Below are 16,910 nucleotides of genomic sequence, written 5' to 3'. Positions count from 1 at the left end.
CTGGTCAGCAGGAGGAGTTGGGCTGGGTGAGCAGGCCCGTTCGCCAGGGCAGGCGGAGGTGGTCGACTCCCCGGCGCCGGACGTGTGGGAGCTGTTGCGTGTACGCCGGCGCGTTGGACGAGGGCATGGTGAGGTGCAGGCCGGATCTGTCCTGGGTCGGTGCGGGCAGGTCGATGTAGGTGCCTGCGGCGTTGTTCAGCAGTTGGGCGCTCGTCAGGCTGCTCAGGTTGATCCGGTCCGAACTCAGCGTCGTGATGGTCATGGCGGCGCCCTGCCAGCCCAGCGCGGTGGCGTAGAGGACCTTGCTGTCCCGACTGCGAGTGAACCGGATGTCCTTCGCCGTGCCGGCCACCGGGCCGCTGAACGAGCCTCCGCCCATCTGGGTGGGGCCCTCGCCGTAGCCGGTCCAGGAGCGGGTGGCGTAGATCGCCTCTCCGAAGCGGCCGAGCCAGTCCCCCATGGCGAGCAGGATCGACTGCTGGCCGGAGGGGATGGTGCCGTCGGCCATCGGCGCAATGTTCAGCAGCATGCTGCCGCCCTTGCTGACCCGGTCGAGCAGCGAGTGGAGCAGTGCCTGCGTCGAGTAGTAGCCGATGCCCACCGTGTAGCACCAACTGGAGGAGGAGATGCTGTCGTCGGTCAGCCAGTAGGGGGTGAGCAGCCCTGCCGGTCCGCCGCGCTCGAAGTCGTAGACCTCGCCCTTGTTGTTGAGGCCGTCCTTGTAGGTCGCGACCACGTCCTTGTTCCACGCGACGGCCTGGTTGTAGTAGTGCGCGAGGAACTGGAGCCGGTAGGTCTCCTGCACTTGGCCCAGGTTGAAGTCCTGCCAGACCAGGTCCGGTTGGTAGCCGTCGATGACCTCGGCCAGCTTGTCGTACCAGAGCTTGTTCTCCGCGGCCGAGCCCTGCTGGCCGAAGAGGATGCGCAGCGTCGGGTCCGACTGGTTCGGCACATGGTCGTAGAAGCCGTTGAAGTGGTAGGCGTGGTGCAGGGAGGTCATGAACTTCAGCCCCTGTCCGCGGATGGCCTGCGCGTGCAGCCCCAGGAGGTCGAGTCGGGGGCCGTGCTGGACCGAGTTCCACGGGTTGGAGCGGCTGTTCCACATGGAGAAGCCGTCGTGGTGCTCGGCGACCGGGCCGGCGAACTTGGCGCCCGGGCCCTGAACAGCTGCGCCCAGGCGTTCGGCTCCCAACTGCCGTCCTGGTAGGCGAGTTTGGGGGCGAACTGCACGTAGTCGCCGGCCTTGTCGCGGGCTCCGTCGATGAAGTTGTTGTACGGCCAGACTGAGGGGTCGCCGTAGGTGGCGATGTGGTGTTTGTTCTCGTTCGAGCCGCCGATGTACATGTTGCGCGGGTACCACTCGTTCCCGTACGCGGGAACGCTGAAGACACCCCAGTGGTAGTAGATGCCGAACTTGGCGTCCTGGAACCAGGCGGGGGCCGGGGGGTGTTGGTCCAGGGAGGACCAGTTCGCGGTGTAGCTGCCGGGGCCGTCGGTCGCGGCGGCCTCGGGTGCGAAGCGCAGCAGGCCGATGGCCGTGGCCGCGCTGGCCGCCGCCAGCAGTCGGCGCCGGCTGACCGGAAGGGAAGAGGCAGGCATGTGGGGGCCTCTCGGGGGGAATGGGCGGTGGTGATACGGGAGTTGGTGATCGTCAGCCGGTCATCGAGATCAGCTGCGCGTCCACTTCTGGTTGCTGTCGCCGTTGCAGGTCCAGATGTCCACCTTGGTTCCGGGGCCGGTGCCCTGGCCCGAGGCGTCCAGGCAGTCGCCGCCGGGACACGTCCCTGCCGCTGCTGATGACCGGTGACTTCAACGTCGCCGCGCACGGCAATCCGGTCTACGACCAGCTCGTCGCCCTGGGCCTCAAGGACACCTGGGACGCGGCCGCGCAGCGCAGCAAGCTCTACGCGACTTTCCACGGCTACCGTCCGCTCGTTCCGGACGGCGACCGCATCGACTGGATCCTCGCCACGGCCGGCGTGACCGTGCACTCCGCCACCATCAACACGTACGAGCCGCGCGGCCAGTACCCCAGCGATCACCTGCCGGTGCAAGTGAGCCTGACACTCGGGTGAAACGCGTGGCGGCCGGCGTTGACCGCGGTGAGCAGGCCGATCCCGAGGGTCGCCACCACCATGGCGGCGACCCGGGACCATCAGCGATGTCTTCGTGGAGGGGCGGGAGCCGCACCGTAGGTCTTCATCAGGTGCGGGTCCAGCGCTGGTTGCTGCCGTTCGAGCAGGTGTAGAGCTGGATCAGGGTGCCGTTGGCAGTACCGGCCGAGACGGCGTCGAGGCAGAGTCCGGACTGGACGCCGACGATGGATCCGTCGGAGTTGAGGCGCCATTTCTGGTTGTCGGCGCCCCAGCAGCTGTAGATCTGGACTTTGGTGCCGTTGCCGGTGCCGCCGGCGTCCAGACACTTGTTGCCGTAGACCCTGAGCTCACCGGCGGCGGAGTACGTCCACTGCTGATTGGTGCCGTTGTTGCAGTCCCACAGTTGGAGCTGGGTGCCGTCGGTGGTGCTGCTGCTGGGCACATCCAGGCAGCGGCCCGACCCGACGCCCTTGATCTGTCCGGAATCCGAAGGGGGCGTGGTGGAGCCGCCGTTGAGTGCGTTGAGGACGGCGGTGTACGCGGGCTTCTTGCTGCCGTCGCCGTTGAACAGCAGCGGCGTGTCCTGCGAGCGCCAGGAGTCGGTGTCGCGTACACCCCAGACGGTGATGCCGAGGCAGCGCGAGACGGCCAGGCAGTCGTTGGTCACGTTGGCGTAGGTCGTGGACGAGGCGCCCTGGATGTCGAGTTCGGTGATGGCCACGTCGACGCCGAGGGCGGCAAAGTTCTGCAGGGTGGTGCGGAAGTTGCTGTTGTAGGGGCTGCCGCTGTTGAAGTGCGACTGGAAGCCGACGCAGTCGATCGGCACGCCACGCTGCTTGAAGTCCTTGACCATGGCGTACACGGCCTGGGTCTTGGCCCAGGTCCAGTCCTCGACGTTGTAGTCGTTGTAGCAGAGCTTGGCAGCCGGGTCGGCGGCGCGCGCGGTGCGGAAGGCGACCTCGATCCAGTCGTTGCCGGTGCGCTGCAGATTGGAGTCGCGCCGGGCGCCCGAACTGCCGTCGGCGAAGGCCTCGTTCACGACGTCCCACTGGGCGATCTTGCCCTTGTAGTGGCCCATCACGCCGTTGATGTGGTCGATCATCGCCTGGCGCAGCGTGCTGCCGCTGAGGCTCTGCATCCAGCCGGGCTGCTGGGAGTGCCAGGCCAGGGTGTGACCGCGCACCTGCTTGCCGTTCTGCACCGCCCAGTTGTAGACGCGGTCACCGGCGGTGAAGTTGAACTGGCCCCGCTGCGGTTCGGTGGCGTCGATCTTCATCTCGTTCTCGGGCGTCACCATGTTGAACTCACGGCCCGCGATCGTCGTGTACGCCGAGTCGCCCAGCCTGCCCGAGGCAATGGCGGTGCCGAAGTAGCGGCCGCTCTGCGCCGCCGCGGCACCGAGCGTGCCCTCGGCGGCGTGTGCTCTCGGCGGGGCGACCAGGGCGCCGACCGCAACCAAGACGCCGACGACCAGCGCCAACAGCAGCCCGCGGGTTTTCCGGCGGATATCGGGTCTGGGAAGGGCGTACGAGCCCATGACTGTGCCTCCAAGGTAGAAATCACGGAAGGACTGAAGCGCAGGGGTCGACCGGCACGAAAGGACTCCATCGCGGCCCAGCCGGGGAACCACCACGCGGCGTCGCGTACCTCTCCAACTACGCGAAGAGCCAGGATGCGTGGGTGCGAACCTCACCGGAACGAAACGGGATGGCGCAGGTGCTGTGGTGCGCGGATCTGCCGCGCGGCTGTGCGTGGACCTGGATCTGCCGTGCAGAACAGAGCGTCCAGGGTCAACATGGTTCGAAATCCCGGACTATGGCCGGTGTCTCAGACAGGGATGATTGAGGTATTGACGATGGCTCGTCAATACTCCCCGCAGAAGAAGTTTCCGTTCCTCGCCCGAAACTTTCCGAAATCCCATCGAGTCAGCGGCGAACTCCTGACGCCACGACCAGTGGACGCCGTAAGGCCGGTTCGGGGTGTTGTGCACGGTATTTCCAGTCGGCACGACAGCCTGTCGAGCCCAACGGGGAGGCGCCGTTTGTAGACAGATCGGCGACAGGCCTTGACCGGAGGGCCTCTCATTCCTAGCTTGTGGCGTCAATGAATCCGGGAACCTTCCGAAAAGTTTTCGGGATCGCCCCTGTCCCCCTACCCCGGCGTGGCCGCTCCGCGGTTCATCGGGGCCACCTCACCCCCGCCCCCAAAGGAGACCCTCTGATGCGGTTCCGCCATCCGTCCCCGGTCCGCCTGAGACGTTTACTCGCCGTCCTTGCGCCCTTGCTGCTCGTGGCCACCTTCCTCGGTGCCCATCCCGCCGGCGCGGCGACCGTAGACCCCAACACCTCGTATGTGCTGGTCAACCGCAACAGTGGCAAGGCCCTGGATGTCTACAACATGGCGACCGACGACGGCGCCCGCATCACCCAGTGGACCAGGAACGATCAGAACCAGCAGCAGTGGCAGTTCGTCGATTCCGGGGACGGCTACTACCGCATCAAGTCCCGGCACTCGGGCAAGGTGCTGGACGTCCACAACTGGTCCACCGCGAACAGCGGCGCGATCGTCCAGTGGACCGACCTGAACGCCACGAATCAGCAGTGGCGGCTGGCCGACAGCTCGGACGGCTACGTGAGGCTCATCTCGCGCCACAGCAACAAGGCCCTCGAGGTACAAGGCGCCTCCACCGCCGACAGCGCGAACATCGTCCAGTACGACGACTGGGGCGGCACCAACCAGCAGTGGAAGCTCGTCAAGGTCGGCGGGGACACTCCCGGCGCCTGCGATCTTCCGTCGACGTACCGCTGGACATCAACGGGCGCGCTTGCGCAGCCCAAGCCGGGATGGGCCTCGCTCAAGGACTTCACCGTCGTCCCGTACAACGGCAAGCAGCTCGTCTACGCGACGACGCACGACACGGGGACGAGTTGGGGTTCGATGAACTTCGGCCTGTTCACCAACTGGTCGGACATGACCTCGGCCAGCCAGAACACGATGTCTTCCGCCACCGTCGCGCCCACGCTCTTCTACTTCGCGCCGAAGAACATCTGGGTGCTCACCTACCAGTGGGGCGGGACCGCCTTCTCCTACCGGACGTCGAGCGACCCCACCAACCCGAACGGCTGGTCATCACCGCAGGTGCTCTTCTCCGGAAGCATCACCGGCTCCGGAACAGGACCCATCGACCAGACGCTCATCGGTGACGGGACGAACATGTACCTGTTCTTCGCCGGTGACAACGGCAAGATCTACCGGGCCAGCATGCCGATCGGGAACTTCCCGGGCAGCTTCGGCACGAACTCGACAGTGGTCATGAGCGATACGACGAACAACCTGTTCGAAGCCCCGCAGGTCTACAAGCTACAGGGCCAGAACCGCTACCTCATGATGGTCGAGGCGATCGGCTCCCAGGGCCGCTACTTCCGCTCGTTCACCGCCACCAGCCTCAACGGCTCATGGACACCCCAGGCCGCGACCGAGAGCAACCCCTTCGCCGGCAAGGCCAACAGCGGCGCCACCTGGACCAACGACATCAGCCACGGCGAACTGATCCGCACCAGCGCCGATCAGACCATGACCGTCGATCCCTGCAATCTGCAGTTGCTCTACCAGGGGCGCAGCCCCAACTCCGGTGGCGACTACGGCCTCCTGCCCTACCGTCCGGGTCTGCTGACACTGCAGCGCTGACGGCGTGACACGGGTCCGGGTCCGGCATGGAGCCGGCGTGGCGGGCTCGGCGAAAGGCCGAGCCCGCCCCGGTCGCGCGACACGAGCTCCTTCGAGTGGTTCCCCACGATCCCGATCCACCGCTCCCGGGACCTCGCCCGCTGGGAGTACGCGGGGCATGTGCGAGGCGCGGTCCCGGGAACTCCCTGGCCGGGGTGCCGGACTCGGGCGGGGTGTGGGCGCCCTCCCTGAGCTGGGACGGCCCGGTTCTGGCTGACGTCCTCGGTGGTCCGCTCGGTCGGCACGCCGTACTTCGACCTGGACACGTACGTGACGACGGCGCCGTGCGTGTCGGGCCCGTGGTCCGCGCCGCGCCGGGTGCCCGGGCACGGTTTCGACCCGGCCCTCTTCCACCACGAGGGGCGTCTCTGGCTGCTCAACCTCCAGACGAACCACCGGCCGGGCGGGCGCCGCTTCTCGGGCATCGTCCTCACCGAGCTCGACCGGGACACGCTCACCCCACTGAGCCCCTCCCAACTCTTGCTCCAACACGACGAGTTGGTGGAGGGCCCGAAACTGCTGTACCGCGACGGCTGGTTCGTACTCCTCCTGGCGCACGACGGCACGGGGTTCGAGCACGGCGTCCTCGTGACGCGCAGCCGCTCCCTCACTGGCCCGTACGAGCTCGACAGCCGGCCTCTGCTGACGTCACGGGACGACCCCGCGCTGCCGTTGCAGAAGGCCGGACACGCCGAACTGGTGGAGACGCCGGACGGCGACTGGTTCCTGAGCCATCTCACGGCCCGCCCCCTGCGCACCCCGGACGGGCCGCGCTGCACGCTGGGCCGGGAGACGGCGCTCCAGGCGGTGGCCTGGGACGCGGACGGATGGCCGCGGTTGCGGCACGGAGGACACCGTCCGGCCGTCGAGGTCGAGGTCCCGGATGCCGCCGCGCTGCCCCAACCCCCTCTGAACTCAAGACCGTTGGGGTGGCCCTGGAGCACCCTGCGCGCACCGGTCGACTCCTCGTGGGCGGACACCACGAGCCGCCCCGGATGGATCAGGCTGCGCGGCCGTCAGGGTCCTGAATCCCTCTGGGAGCACAGCCTGTTGGCGCAGCGGATCACGGAGCACCGGGCGCGCGTCGAGGTAACCGTCAACGCGCGCCCGGCCACGTTCACCCAGTCCGCCGGGCTGGTCCTGCGCTACGACTCCCTCTCCTACCTCACTCTGGACGTGACCTGGGCCGAACCCGAGGGCGAACCGCAGCGCGGCCAGCAGTGGCAGGGCTCGGGCCGCCGTGTGCTCAGCCTCGTGGAGCGCACCCTCGACGGCACCCATCAGGTCGCCCTCGTGCCGCTCGACCCTGACACGCCTGTGGTCCTGGGCGCGGACATCGACCGCGCGTCGGCACAGTCTTCAGCCGCCTCTCCGACGACGACTGCGGGCGGCTCCGCTTCACCGGATCGCTTACCGGGATCCACGCGGACGACCTCGTGGACGCGGCGTTCACCGCCGACTTCACGGGATTCCGGCTGGACTGCACCCCCGCGTGATCCGGGGCTGACGGACGGCACGACAGTCGCTGTCGTGGACGCTCGCGTCACCACGCCGCTTGGGCCCGGATGCCCACGTCCCAGCGATGAAGTCGCGCCGCGCCACCAGGAAGGCGGGATCGGGACGACGTACATGGACCGCCTCCTCCAGCTCGCGGGGCAGCCCGGCGAAGAATTGGCGGAACGAAAGGCCAGAACGCGCGACCGCATCGGGATCACACCCCCGACTCGGGCGGCTTGAAGGAGCTCGCGCGGCGCGTCCTGGAGACCGGCCAACGAGATCAGGACAAGCACCGGGCGCTTCGGGACCACCCTCGCTCCACCGTGGCGTGGACGGCACCGCTGCCGTGCGTCAGACGCGGCGAGCCCAAAACGATGTCGCCAAGGTCAACCGTGAGCGGTGCCGCACGGCGGCGCCCCTCAAGAAGCAGGTGCCGCCGTGCTCTTGCGGACGACGAGGCTCGTCGCCAGTTCGAGACGCGTGGTCACCGGTTCCTGGTCACGCAACCGCATGATCATCTGCACCGCTTCCTCGGCCATCTCCCGCAATGGCTGGTGCACCGTCGTCAGGGCCGGGCTCGACCAGCGAGCCACCGGCACGTCGTCGTAGCCGACCACCGACAGGTCCTGCGGCACCCGGAGACCGCGGACTCGGGCCGCCTCCAGGACGCCGAGTGCCTGCAGGTCGCTGCCCGCGAAGATCGCGGTGGGCGGCTCGGGCAGATCGAGGAGTTCGAGGGCGCGCTCGAAGCCGCCCTCGACATGGAAGTCGCCGTAGCGGACGAGGGCGGGGTCGGCTTCGATGCCCGCCATGCCGAGCGCGGAGCGGTAGCCGTCGAGGCGGGCGTGGGAGCAGAGCATGTCGTCTGGCCCCGTGATGATCCCGATGCGGCGATGGCCGAGTTCCACCAGGTGCCGGGTGGCGACCCGCCCCCCGTTCCAGTTCGCCGAGCCGACCGAGGGTACGTCCGGGTCGGGGTCGCCGGCCGGGTCGACGATGACGAACGGGATGGAGCGCGACTGCAGCCGCTGCTTGACCTCGGCGGGCAGCGCAGAGAAGACGAGCACCACGCCGCGCGGCCTGCGCTGCATGACGCCTTCGATCCAGTCGGGGGCGGGTGCGTGGCGGGTGCCGCTCTCGGTCAGCACGAGGCTTGCCTGGTGCGCCTTGGCGACGTTCCCCACGCCACGGATCAGCTCCATCGCCCAGATGCTGTCCAGCTCGTGGAAGACCAACTCGATGAGGGGCGCCTCGCGGGCGGCCCGCGTCGTGCGCCGGTAGGAGTGCGTCTCCAGAAGGCGCTCCACCTTGACCCGGGTCGGGGCGGCCACATCCTGCCGCCCGTTGAGCACCTTCGAAACTGTCGAAATGGAGACGCCTGCCTTTTGGGCCACCTCGGCGAGGGTGATGCGGCCCAAGTCCTCGTCATCACGCATGCCTTGGAGCATAAGGCACGGTCAGACCTCTCGACATCGTAACGCTTTGATAACTCGACGAATCGGGCTTGACCGCCCACCGGGCGCGATCTAGCGCCCCGAATCGTTAACTTTCGGTGATAGTGCCGAAACAGTGTCGAGAGGCGAGGCGATGACTCTACGCGCACGGTTGCCGAGATCGGTCGCAGCGGGCGGTGCTGCCCTGGCCCTGCTGCTGTCCCTGTCCGGGTGCGGCGGCGGCTCATCCGCGGCAGGCGGCGACGACGGGAAGATCCACGTCCTGGTCTACGGGGACGCGGCGAACAAGGTCGAGAAGCTGGTCGCCACGTTCCAGTCGCGCTCCGACTACGGGTCGGGCGGCCCGCTGTCCCTCCCGGAGCACATCACGCTCGACAACTACATCAACGACTTCAACAACGGCTTCGGCCAGTACTTCGTCAACACCGTCGTCGTCACCGTCTGCGTCGTCGGCATCATCCTGCTGCTCGTGCCGCCGCTCGCGTACGCGAGCGTACGGGGCCGCGGTCGGCTCACGAGCGGTGTGTTCCGGCTGTTCCTGCTCGGCCTCGCGATCCCCGCGCAGGCCGTCATCGTCCCGATGTTCTACGTGATCAGCGAGGCAGGCCTCTACGACAACCTCATCGGCGTCATCCTGCCGACGGCCGCCTTCGCCATTCCGGTGTGCACGCTGATCCTGACCGGGTCGATGCGCGACATCACGCCGGAGCTGTACGAGGCGATGACGATGGACGGCGCGTCGCCGCGGCGGATCTTCTTCCGCCTGGTGCTCCCGCTGTCCCGCAGCGGCCTGTCGACCATCATCGTGTTCTCCGCGCTGCAGGCGTGGAACGGCTTCCACTTCCCGCTGGTCCTCACCCAGTCCGCGAGCACCAAGGTCATCACCATGGGACTCTACGACTTCCAGACGGAACACGGCGTCGACATCCCGGGCCTTCTCGCCGCGGTGGTGCTGTCCATGCTGCCCATCCTGATCGTCTACCTGTTCGCCCGTCGTGCCCTGGTCCAGGGGCTGATGGGAGTCGGAGGAAAGTGACCGAGCACCTGGCCGTACCGGCCGAAGAGACCGCCGCGACTCGTGCGCCTGTTTGGCGCGACGCGAATCGCACCGCCGAGGCCCGTGCCGACGCGCTGCTCGCCGAGATGACGCTCGAGGAGAAGATCGCCCGACTCTTCGGCGTATGGGTGGGCGCCTCGGCGGAGGGCGGCGACGTCGCCCCGCACCAGCACGACATGGAGGAGCCGGTCGACCTCGACGAGCTGCTCCCCCATGGGCTCGGCCAGTTGACGCGGCCGTTCGGCACCGCGCCAGTCGATCCCGCGCTCGGTGCCCTCTCCCTCGCCCGCACCCAGCGCCGCATCGTGGCCGCCAACCGGTTCGGCATTCCGGCGCTGGCCCACGAGGAGTGCCTGGCCGGATTCGCCGCGTGGGGCGCCACCGCGTACCCTGTTCCGCTCGCGTGGGGCGCCTCGTTCGACCCGGACCTGGTCCGGCGGATGGCCGCGGCGATCGGCCGCGACCTTCGTTCGGTCGGCGTGCGCCCCGGTCCTCGACGTCGTACGCGATGCCCGCTGGGGCCGCGTCGAGGAGACCATCGGCGAGGACCCGGACCTCGTCGGCACCATCGGCACGGCATACGTGCAGGGCCTCGAGTCGGCCGGGATCGTCGCCACGCTCAAGCACTTCGCCGGATACTCGGCCTCCCGCGCGGGCCGCAATCTCGCGCCGGTGTCCATGGGCGGTCGGGAGTTCGCCGATGTGGTGCTCCCACCGTTCGAGATGGCCGTGCGCGAGAGCGGCGTACGGTCCGTCATGCACGCCTATACCGACGTCGACGGCATTCCGTCCGCCGCCGACGAGCGGCTCCTGACCGGACTACTCCGTGACACCTGGGGGTTCGAAGGGACCGTCGTCGCTGACTACTTCGGCATCGCGTTCCTCAAGACCCTTCATGCAGGGGCCGGTTCGTTCGGCGAGGCCGCGGGCGCCGCGCTCGCGGCGGGCGTCGATGTCGAACTGCCCACCGTGAAGACGTTCGGCGACCCCCTGCGCAAGGCCCTCGCCGACGGGTCCGTACCGGAATCCCTCGTGGACCGCGCGGCCCGTCGAGTGCTCGTCCAGAAGGCCGAGTTGGGTCTGCTCGACGAGGACTGGGACCCGACTCCGACCGCCCTCGCGGGAGTCACTGCCGACCGGGCCCGGGCGACCATCGACCTGGACGGCCCGTTCAACCGCGACCTGGCGCGCCAGGTCGCCGAGGAGTCGGTGATCCTGCTGGCGAACGACGGCACCCTGCCGCTCGCGCCCGACACCCCGGCCCGCATCGCCGTGATCGGACCGAACGCCGAAACGCCGACGGCCGTACTCGGCTGCTACTCGTTCCCGGTGCACGTCGGCAGCCGTACGCCCGGCACCCCGCCAGGCATCGAACTGCCCACGCTGCGCGAGGCGTTGGCGGCGGAGTTTCCCGGCAGCGAGATCGTCACGGCCGCCGGTCTCGCCGAGGCCGACGCCACTGACACCGACTCCGAGGGCTTCGCGGCGGCCGTCGCGCTGGCTCGCGGGGCCGACCTGGTCGTCGCCGCGCTCGGCGACCGAGCGGGGCTCTTCGGGCGCGGCACGAGCGGCGAGGGCTGCGATGCCGCGTCCCTCTCCCTGCCCGGCGCCCAGGAACAACTCCTCGACGCCCTTCTGGACACCGGCACCCCCGTCGTCGTAACACTGCTCGCCGGCCGCCCGTACGCCCTGGGCCGCGCGGCCCGGGAGAGCGCGGCGCTCGTGCAGGCCTTCTTTCCCGGCGAGGAGGGCACGACCGCCCTGGCCGGAGTGCTCAGTGGTCGCGTACGGCCATCGGGCAGGCTGCCTGTCAGCGTCCCCCGCGGACCGGGCGCGCAGCCGACGACGTATCTCGCGCCTCGCCTCGGCCACGGCCACCGAGGTCTCGAACCTGGACCCGGCCCCGGCATTCGGCTTCGGCCACGGTCTGACCTACACCACGTTCGACTGGAGCGACCTGCAAGTCGGCAACGAACTCAGCGCCACCGACGGCCAGTTCGAGCTCGAGTGCACCGTCCGCAACACCGGCACACTGCCCGGGACCGAGGTCGTACAGCTGTATCTGCACGACCCGGTCCCGTCCGTGGTGCAGCCGGTGCAGCGGCTCATCGGCTACGTACGCCTGCCGGAACTAGCGCCGGACGAAGCCGTACGGGTACGGGTGCGCGTGTCCGCCGACCTCGCTTCGTTCACCGGGCGCGAGGGGCTGCGCCTCGTCGAACCCGGCGAAATGGAGTTGCGGCTCAGCGCGTCGAGCACCGAGCCGCGCCTGACGGCACGGTTCGCTCTCACCGGGCCCGTCCGGGAGGTCGATCACCGGCGCCGCCTGCACGCGCACTTCGCGTTCACTGTCGAACCATAGATCCGACAGACCGAAACTTTTCAGTCGCCCCGGCTCACCTGGAAGCCCCAACTCCCTTACAGCTAACAACCGATGGCACGAGAACCTGGCCCAGGCAGTTACTTCCCAAGGTCACGGCCTCTATTCCACTCACCCAAGACAGCAAAAGTCTTTCGCGTCAAGTACCGAAACCATTGACTCGACCGAACCTCAAGGCCAGCATGTGTCGCACCGATCCCGGCAACAGATGGCCCTGTGCTCTCCTGTGCTCGGCCATCACCTTCACGAGGAGGATGCGTGCACGAGGACGACACCCGCACCCGGATCAGCCGCAGAGGCGTCATCGGCGGCGTCGGCGCACTGGCGCTCGGCGCCGCGTCCGGCCTGCTGCTCCCAGCTTCGGCACATGCGGACACGACCATCACGACGAACCAGACCGGCACCAACAACGGGTTCTACTACTCGTTCTGGACCGACGGCGGCGGCTCCGTCTCCATGACCCTGGCCTCAGGCGGCAACTACCGCACGTCCTGGACGAATTGCGGCAACTTCGTCTGCGGAAAGGGCTGGAGCAACGGCAGCCGCAGGACCGTCCAGTACTCGGGGAGCTTCAGCCCGTCCGGCAACGGCTACCTGGCCCTCTACGGCTGGACGTCGAACCCGCTCGTCGAGTACTACATCGTCGACAACTGGGGCACCTACCGGCCCACCGGCACCTACAAGGGAGCGGTGACCAGCGACGGCGGCACCTACGACATCTACCAGACGACGCGGTACAACGCCCCGTCCGTCGAGGGCACCAAGACCTTCAACCAGTACTGGAGCGTGCGGCAGTCGAAGCGCACCGGCGGGGCCATCACCACCGGAAACCACTTTGACGCGTGGGCACGCGCCGGCATGCCTCTGGGCAGCTTCAGTTACTACATGATGCTGGCGACCGAGGGGTACCAGAGCAGCGGCAGTTCCAACATCACCGTGAACAGCTGATCCGGCCGCCTCGCGTCGGTTGCGCACCGCTCCGGTGCGCAACCGACGCGAGCAGTCGGCCCTGAGAGGCCTAGAACTGCGTGAAGAACTTCCAGACCTCCTGCGGCACCCAGGTCCTGGGTCCGCTGTCGCCCGCGGCCCCGTCCTGCGGAGCGGCGATGTGCCCTTCGTCGAAGGCGGCCCAGACGACCGGGTGCCCGGCCGAGCAGCCCGCATAGGCGGTGACCCGGTGCGTCAGGCTGCCCTGGAGAGGTTCCGGCGCGTTCTGGGGAGTGCATCCGTTGTTCCTGACGAACCTGTCCCGCAGTGCCCGTCCGCCGGAGATGCCGACCCGGCATTGGCCCAGCCGTTGTTGAGGCCTTGGGGCGCGACGAAGATGGTGCTGTTGTTCGCCAGTCGCTGGAGCCCGTAGTAGGCCCAGGTGCCGGTGTCCACGGTGCGGCCGGTGGCGACGTCGGTGGACGAACCGCCCAGCCAGTGGAATCCGAAGACCAGCCGGTAGGCGTGGTTCCGGTCGTAGCCGTCGGGGATACGCAGAATGAAGTCGCGGTTCTTGCCACCGCTACGGATCGTGTGCGTGCCGCTCGTCAGGGTGGGCGCCTTGCCGCAACCGGAGCTCGGGCTCGCGGAGTTGGCGGACGCCGCAGCCCGTGCCAGGGGCTGCCGTGCCGCCGATACCCAAAACGACCAGAACCGCGACCACGACGGACCATAAGACGGATCTTGTTGTCCTCGTCATCGTGAAACTCTCTTCCTCAAAGCGCGGTTGCTACGCGCGATTCCATTTCTGGTTGGCCTGGCCGTTGCAGGTCCACAGGACCAGTGGGGTTCCGTTCGCGGTGCCGGCCCCGTTGGCGTCGAGGCACAGTCCGGCGTGGACGTTGCGGATCGATCCGTCGGAGCCGACCGTCCACTTCTGGTTGTCCTGCCCGTTGCAGGGCCAGGTGATGACCCGGGTGCCGTTGACGGTGCCCTGGTCGTAGGCGTCCAGACACTTGTCGCCGAAGACGCGGATCTCGCCGCCAGCCCACGTGGTCCACAACTGGTTGGCCGCCGTGTGGCAGTCCCACAGCAAAGCCGTGGCCCCTGCGGCGGTGGAGGCGTTGTCCACGTCGACGCAGCGGCCGGAGCCGGCGCCCCGCAGACGCGAGGTCGTTACGGCGAGCGGGCTGCCTCCGCTCACCCGGAAGACGGCGACACCGTGCGCGGGGACGCTCGCCGATATCTGCCCCGACGTGCTCGACGTGCCGCCGGTCCACAAGTCGGTGAGGGTGAACTGCCCGCCGAACAGGCCGACTTGCGCGGCCGAGGCGGTGACCGTCGCGGCGCCTTCCCCTCGGTTGAACAGACCCACCGCGACCGAACCGTCCGACAGGGGCTTGGCGAACACCTCGGTGCTGCCGTCGTCGCGCACCCTGCGCCCGCCCGCGCCCAGCGAATCCTGGTTCACCGCCAGCAGACGCGGGTTGCGCAGGATGGCGCTCACGTCGGCGGACATGGTGCGGATGTCGTTGCCGGCCATGAGCGGGGCACTCATCAGCGCCCACAAGGCGAAGTGGGAGCGTGACTCGGTCAGTGACAGGCCGGGGCGGCCCACGACCAGCATGTCCGGGTCGTTCCAGTGTCCGGGACCCGACTGCGCCGCCAGCGGCGCGGTGACGTCCAGGACGTTGCCGACTCCCATCGGATAGCTATTGGTGTTGCCGTTCTGCCAGATGTCGAGCAGATCCTCTGTGGTCCGCCACAGGTCGGCGACCTCGCCCCAGTTGTACGTGGAGCCGGTGATGGCGTGGAAGCTGTTGGGGTTGATGCTGTAGGTGATCGGCCGCCCGGTGGCACGCAGGGCGTCGCGCATCAGCGTGAAGCGTGCGACCTGCTCGTCGCGGGTGCCGCTCGAGGAGCACCAGTCGTACTTCAGGTAGTCGACGCCCCACGAGGCGAAGGCAGTCGCGTCCTGAGCCTCATGCCCCCTGCTGCCCGTCGACCCGGGATAGGCGCCGCTGGTCTGCGCGCAGGTGCGCTCGCCCGGCACCTGGTAGATCCCGAACTTCAGGCCCTTGCCGTGGATGTAGTCCCCGAGCGCCTTCATGCCGCTGGGGAACTTGGTCGGGTTGGCCCGCAGGTTGCCTGCCGCATCACGCTGCGGGTCGAACCAGCAGTCGTCGACCACCACGTACCGGTAGCCGGCGTCACGCATCCCCGAGGAGACCATCGCGTCGGCGGCCTGGCGCACCTGAGCCTCGGTGACCCCACAACCGAAGCTGTTCCAGCTGTTCCAGCCGAGCGGTGGAGTGAGCGCGGGGCTGCCGGGTGCGGCCGAAGCGGTGGAATGGACAGAGGCCGTGACGGTGGCGGTGACCGTCAGCACGGTGGTCGCGAGGAGGCGGAGCAGTCGTCCGCCTGATCGTCTGGACACCAAGGGCTCCTTCACGGAAGGGCGCCATGGGAGGGCGACGCGAAGATCGATGTCACGTCCATGACACTGACAGAAGCGAGGGAAAGCGGGTTCGAAATTTCGTGAGTCATTCCGAAACTGACGGCCTCACGGATATTAGGGATCCGACCGAACATGTCAACACCCTTAACATGGCTGCCTTCCCCGTTCGGTCACACAGGCCAGCAGTAGGCGGCCTTTCGGAATAACCTCGGCAACTCGCTTACGAAGACGGGGAATCTCCCACTTCGAATGTTTCGCGATCGTTGTCGATTCATGCGAGAGGTATTGACGGGATCAACCGGCCCTCTATCATCCTGGTTGCTCGACAAGCCAACCCACGTTCGACATTTCGCACATGGGCAGCCGCTCCGTGCAGCCGGACAGGGCACCTCGGGACAACTCCAACCACCAACACCTGGGCGACAGAAGGGGGACACCACGCATGCAAATGCCATGGACCCATCAACACGCCCTGTCCCGCCGTCGCGCACTGACTGACGCCACGGGCCTGGCCACCGGTGCCCTGATTCCTCAGACAGCGGCCCCCGGCACCGCCTCCGCCCAGAGGCCGGCCCGCGCTGCCGCGGCGACCTACACGAACCCGGTGATCTGGCAGGACTTCGCCGACATCGACGTCATCCGCGTCGGTGACACCTTCTACGCCTCCGCCTCGACCATGCACTACTCGCCGGGCGCGCCCGTCCTGCGCTCGTACGACCTGGTCGACTAGGAGATCGCCGGGCACGCGGTGCCCCGCCTGGACTTCGGCGCCAAGTACGATCTCAACGGTGCCCGCGGCTACGTCAGAGGGGTCTGGGCGTCGTCGCTCGCCTACCGGCCCAGCAACAGGACGTTCTACTGGCTTGGCCAGATCGACTTCGCCAAGATGTACGTCCATACGGCCACCGCCGCCGAGGGGCCCTGGAGCAGACACGCGACGATCGACACCCCCTACTACGACGCGGGGCTGCGCGTCGACACCGACGACACCCTGTACGTGGCGTACGGCAACACCACGATCAACGTGGCACAGCTGTCCCCGGACGGGCGCAACCAGGTCCGCACGCAGCAGGTGTTCACGACACCGTCGAGCGTGGGCACCCTGGAGGGCTCCCGCTTCTACAAGATCAACGGGCATTACTACATCTTCCTGACCCGCCCCGCGAACGGGCAGTACATCCTGAAGTCGAGCGGTCCCTTCGGTCCGTACACGATGCGGCAGGTCCTTCTCGACCTGCGCGGGCCCATCCCCGGCGGCGGGGTCCCACGCCAGGACGGCCTTGTGCAGACACGGAACGGTGTCTCACAGTCCCAG

8 protein-coding genes and 4 pseudogenes are annotated in these 16,910 nt (G+C 68.0%); 7 read left to right on the top strand and 5 right to left on the bottom strand.

The annotated features are described in order from the left end of the window. Positions 1 to 4 precede the first annotated feature (4 nt). A pseudogene (locus OG788_RS37625) lies at positions 5 to 1,599 on the bottom strand (alpha-L-fucosidase). Between the two features lie 20 nt (positions 1,600 to 1,619). Between OG788_RS37625 and OG788_RS37620 the strand changes: the two are divergent. Beyond that, positions 1,620 to 2,075 carry an endonuclease/exonuclease/phosphatase family protein gene (locus tag OG788_RS37620; RefSeq protein ID WP_406375454.1) on the top strand — a complete coding sequence of 152 codons (456 nt, stop codon included), beginning with the start codon at positions 1,620 to 1,622 and terminating at the stop codon, positions 2,073 to 2,075. 127 nt (positions 2,076 to 2,202) lie between these two features. On the opposite strand, the gene OG788_RS37615 is transcribed toward OG788_RS37620, so the two are convergent. After that, positions 2,203 to 3,633 carry an endo-1,4-beta-xylanase gene (locus OG788_RS37615; protein ID WP_406375453.1) on the bottom strand — a complete coding sequence of 477 codons (1,431 nt, stop codon included), beginning with the start codon at positions 3,631 to 3,633 and terminating at the stop codon, positions 2,203 to 2,205. Between the two features lie 683 nt (positions 3,634 to 4,316). Between OG788_RS37615 and OG788_RS37610 the strand changes: the two genes are divergently transcribed. After that, positions 4,317 to 5,783: a non-reducing end alpha-L-arabinofuranosidase family hydrolase gene (locus OG788_RS37610; protein WP_406375452.1), complete on the top strand. Its 1,467-nt coding sequence runs from the start codon at positions 4,317 to 4,319 to the stop codon at positions 5,781 to 5,783. Between the two features lie 264 nt (positions 5,784 to 6,047). Further along, positions 6,048 to 7,559 (top strand): family 43 glycosylhydrolase, encoded by a 1,512-nt coding sequence (locus OG788_RS37605; RefSeq protein WP_406375451.1) that lies wholly within the window; start codon positions 6,048 to 6,050, stop codon positions 7,557 to 7,559. Between the two features lie 179 nt (positions 7,560 to 7,738). On the opposite strand, the gene OG788_RS37600 is transcribed toward OG788_RS37605, so the two are convergent. Further along, positions 7,739 to 8,767: a LacI family DNA-binding transcriptional regulator gene (locus OG788_RS37600; RefSeq protein WP_406375450.1), complete on the bottom strand. Its 1,029-nt coding sequence runs from the start codon at positions 8,765 to 8,767 to the stop codon at positions 7,739 to 7,741. A gap of 139 nt (positions 8,768 to 8,906) precedes the next feature. Here OG788_RS37600 and OG788_RS37595 point away from each other — a divergent pair, with 139 nt between their 5' ends. The 3 genes and pseudogenes from OG788_RS37595 (at position 8,907) to OG788_RS37585 (ending at position 13,158) form a co-directional block, all read left to right on the top strand. Beyond that, complete coding sequence (locus OG788_RS37595) at positions 8,907 to 9,809, top strand: carbohydrate ABC transporter permease (protein WP_406375449.1); 903 nt, start codon at positions 8,907 to 8,909, stop codon at positions 9,807 to 9,809. A 107-nt stretch (positions 9,810 to 9,916) separates the two neighbouring features. Further along, positions 9,917 to 12,192: pseudogene (locus tag OG788_RS37590) on the top strand (glycoside hydrolase family 3 N-terminal domain-containing protein). Between the two features lie 276 nt (positions 12,193 to 12,468). After that, complete coding sequence (locus tag OG788_RS37585) at positions 12,469 to 13,158, top strand: glycoside hydrolase family 11 protein (RefSeq protein WP_406375448.1); 690 nt, start codon at positions 12,469 to 12,471, stop codon at positions 13,156 to 13,158. Positions 13,159 to 13,231: 73 nt separating this feature from the next. On the opposite strand, the pseudogene OG788_RS37580 reads toward OG788_RS37585, so the two are convergent. Next, a pseudogene (locus OG788_RS37580) lies at positions 13,232 to 13,897 on the bottom strand (hypothetical protein); the annotation flags it as partial. A gap of 30 nt (positions 13,898 to 13,927) precedes the next feature. Then, entirely contained in the window at positions 13,928 to 15,574 is a 1,647-nt protein-coding gene (locus OG788_RS37575; RefSeq protein ID WP_406375447.1) for a glycoside hydrolase family 27 protein, read from the bottom strand. Positions 15,575 to 16,037: 463 nt separating this feature from the next. Here OG788_RS37575 and OG788_RS37570 point away from each other — a divergent pair. Beyond that, positions 16,038 to 16,895: pseudogene (locus OG788_RS37570) on the top strand (glycoside hydrolase 43 family protein); the annotation flags it as partial. Between the last annotated feature and the right edge of the window lie 15 nt (positions 16,896 to 16,910).

The sequence above is a fragment of the Streptomyces sp. NBC_00647 genome (genome assembly GCF_045207245.1).
Taxonomy (GTDB): Bacteria; Actinomycetota; Actinomycetes; order Streptomycetales; family Streptomycetaceae; genus Streptomyces.
This window is presented reverse-complemented; position numbering and strand designations above follow the sequence as displayed.

Excerpts from the sequence above, each read along its gene's own strand:
- OG788_RS37620 (WP_406375454.1), top strand. The coding sequence starts at position 1,620 with ATGGGCGGTGGTGATACGGGAGTTGGTGATCGTCAGCCGGTCATCGAG.
- OG788_RS37615 (WP_406375453.1), bottom strand. The coding sequence starts at position 3,633 with ATGGGCTCGTACGCCCTTCCCAGACCCGATATCCGCCGGAAAACCCGC.
- OG788_RS37610 (WP_406375452.1), top strand. The coding sequence starts at position 4,317 with ATGCGGTTCCGCCATCCGTCCCCGGTCCGCCTGAGACGTTTACTCGCC.
- OG788_RS37600 (WP_406375450.1), bottom strand. The coding sequence starts at position 8,767 with ATGCTCCAAGGCATGCGTGATGACGAGGACTTGGGCCGCATCACCCTC.
- OG788_RS37595 (WP_406375449.1), top strand. The coding sequence starts at position 8,907 with ATGACTCTACGCGCACGGTTGCCGAGATCGGTCGCAGCGGGCGGTGCT.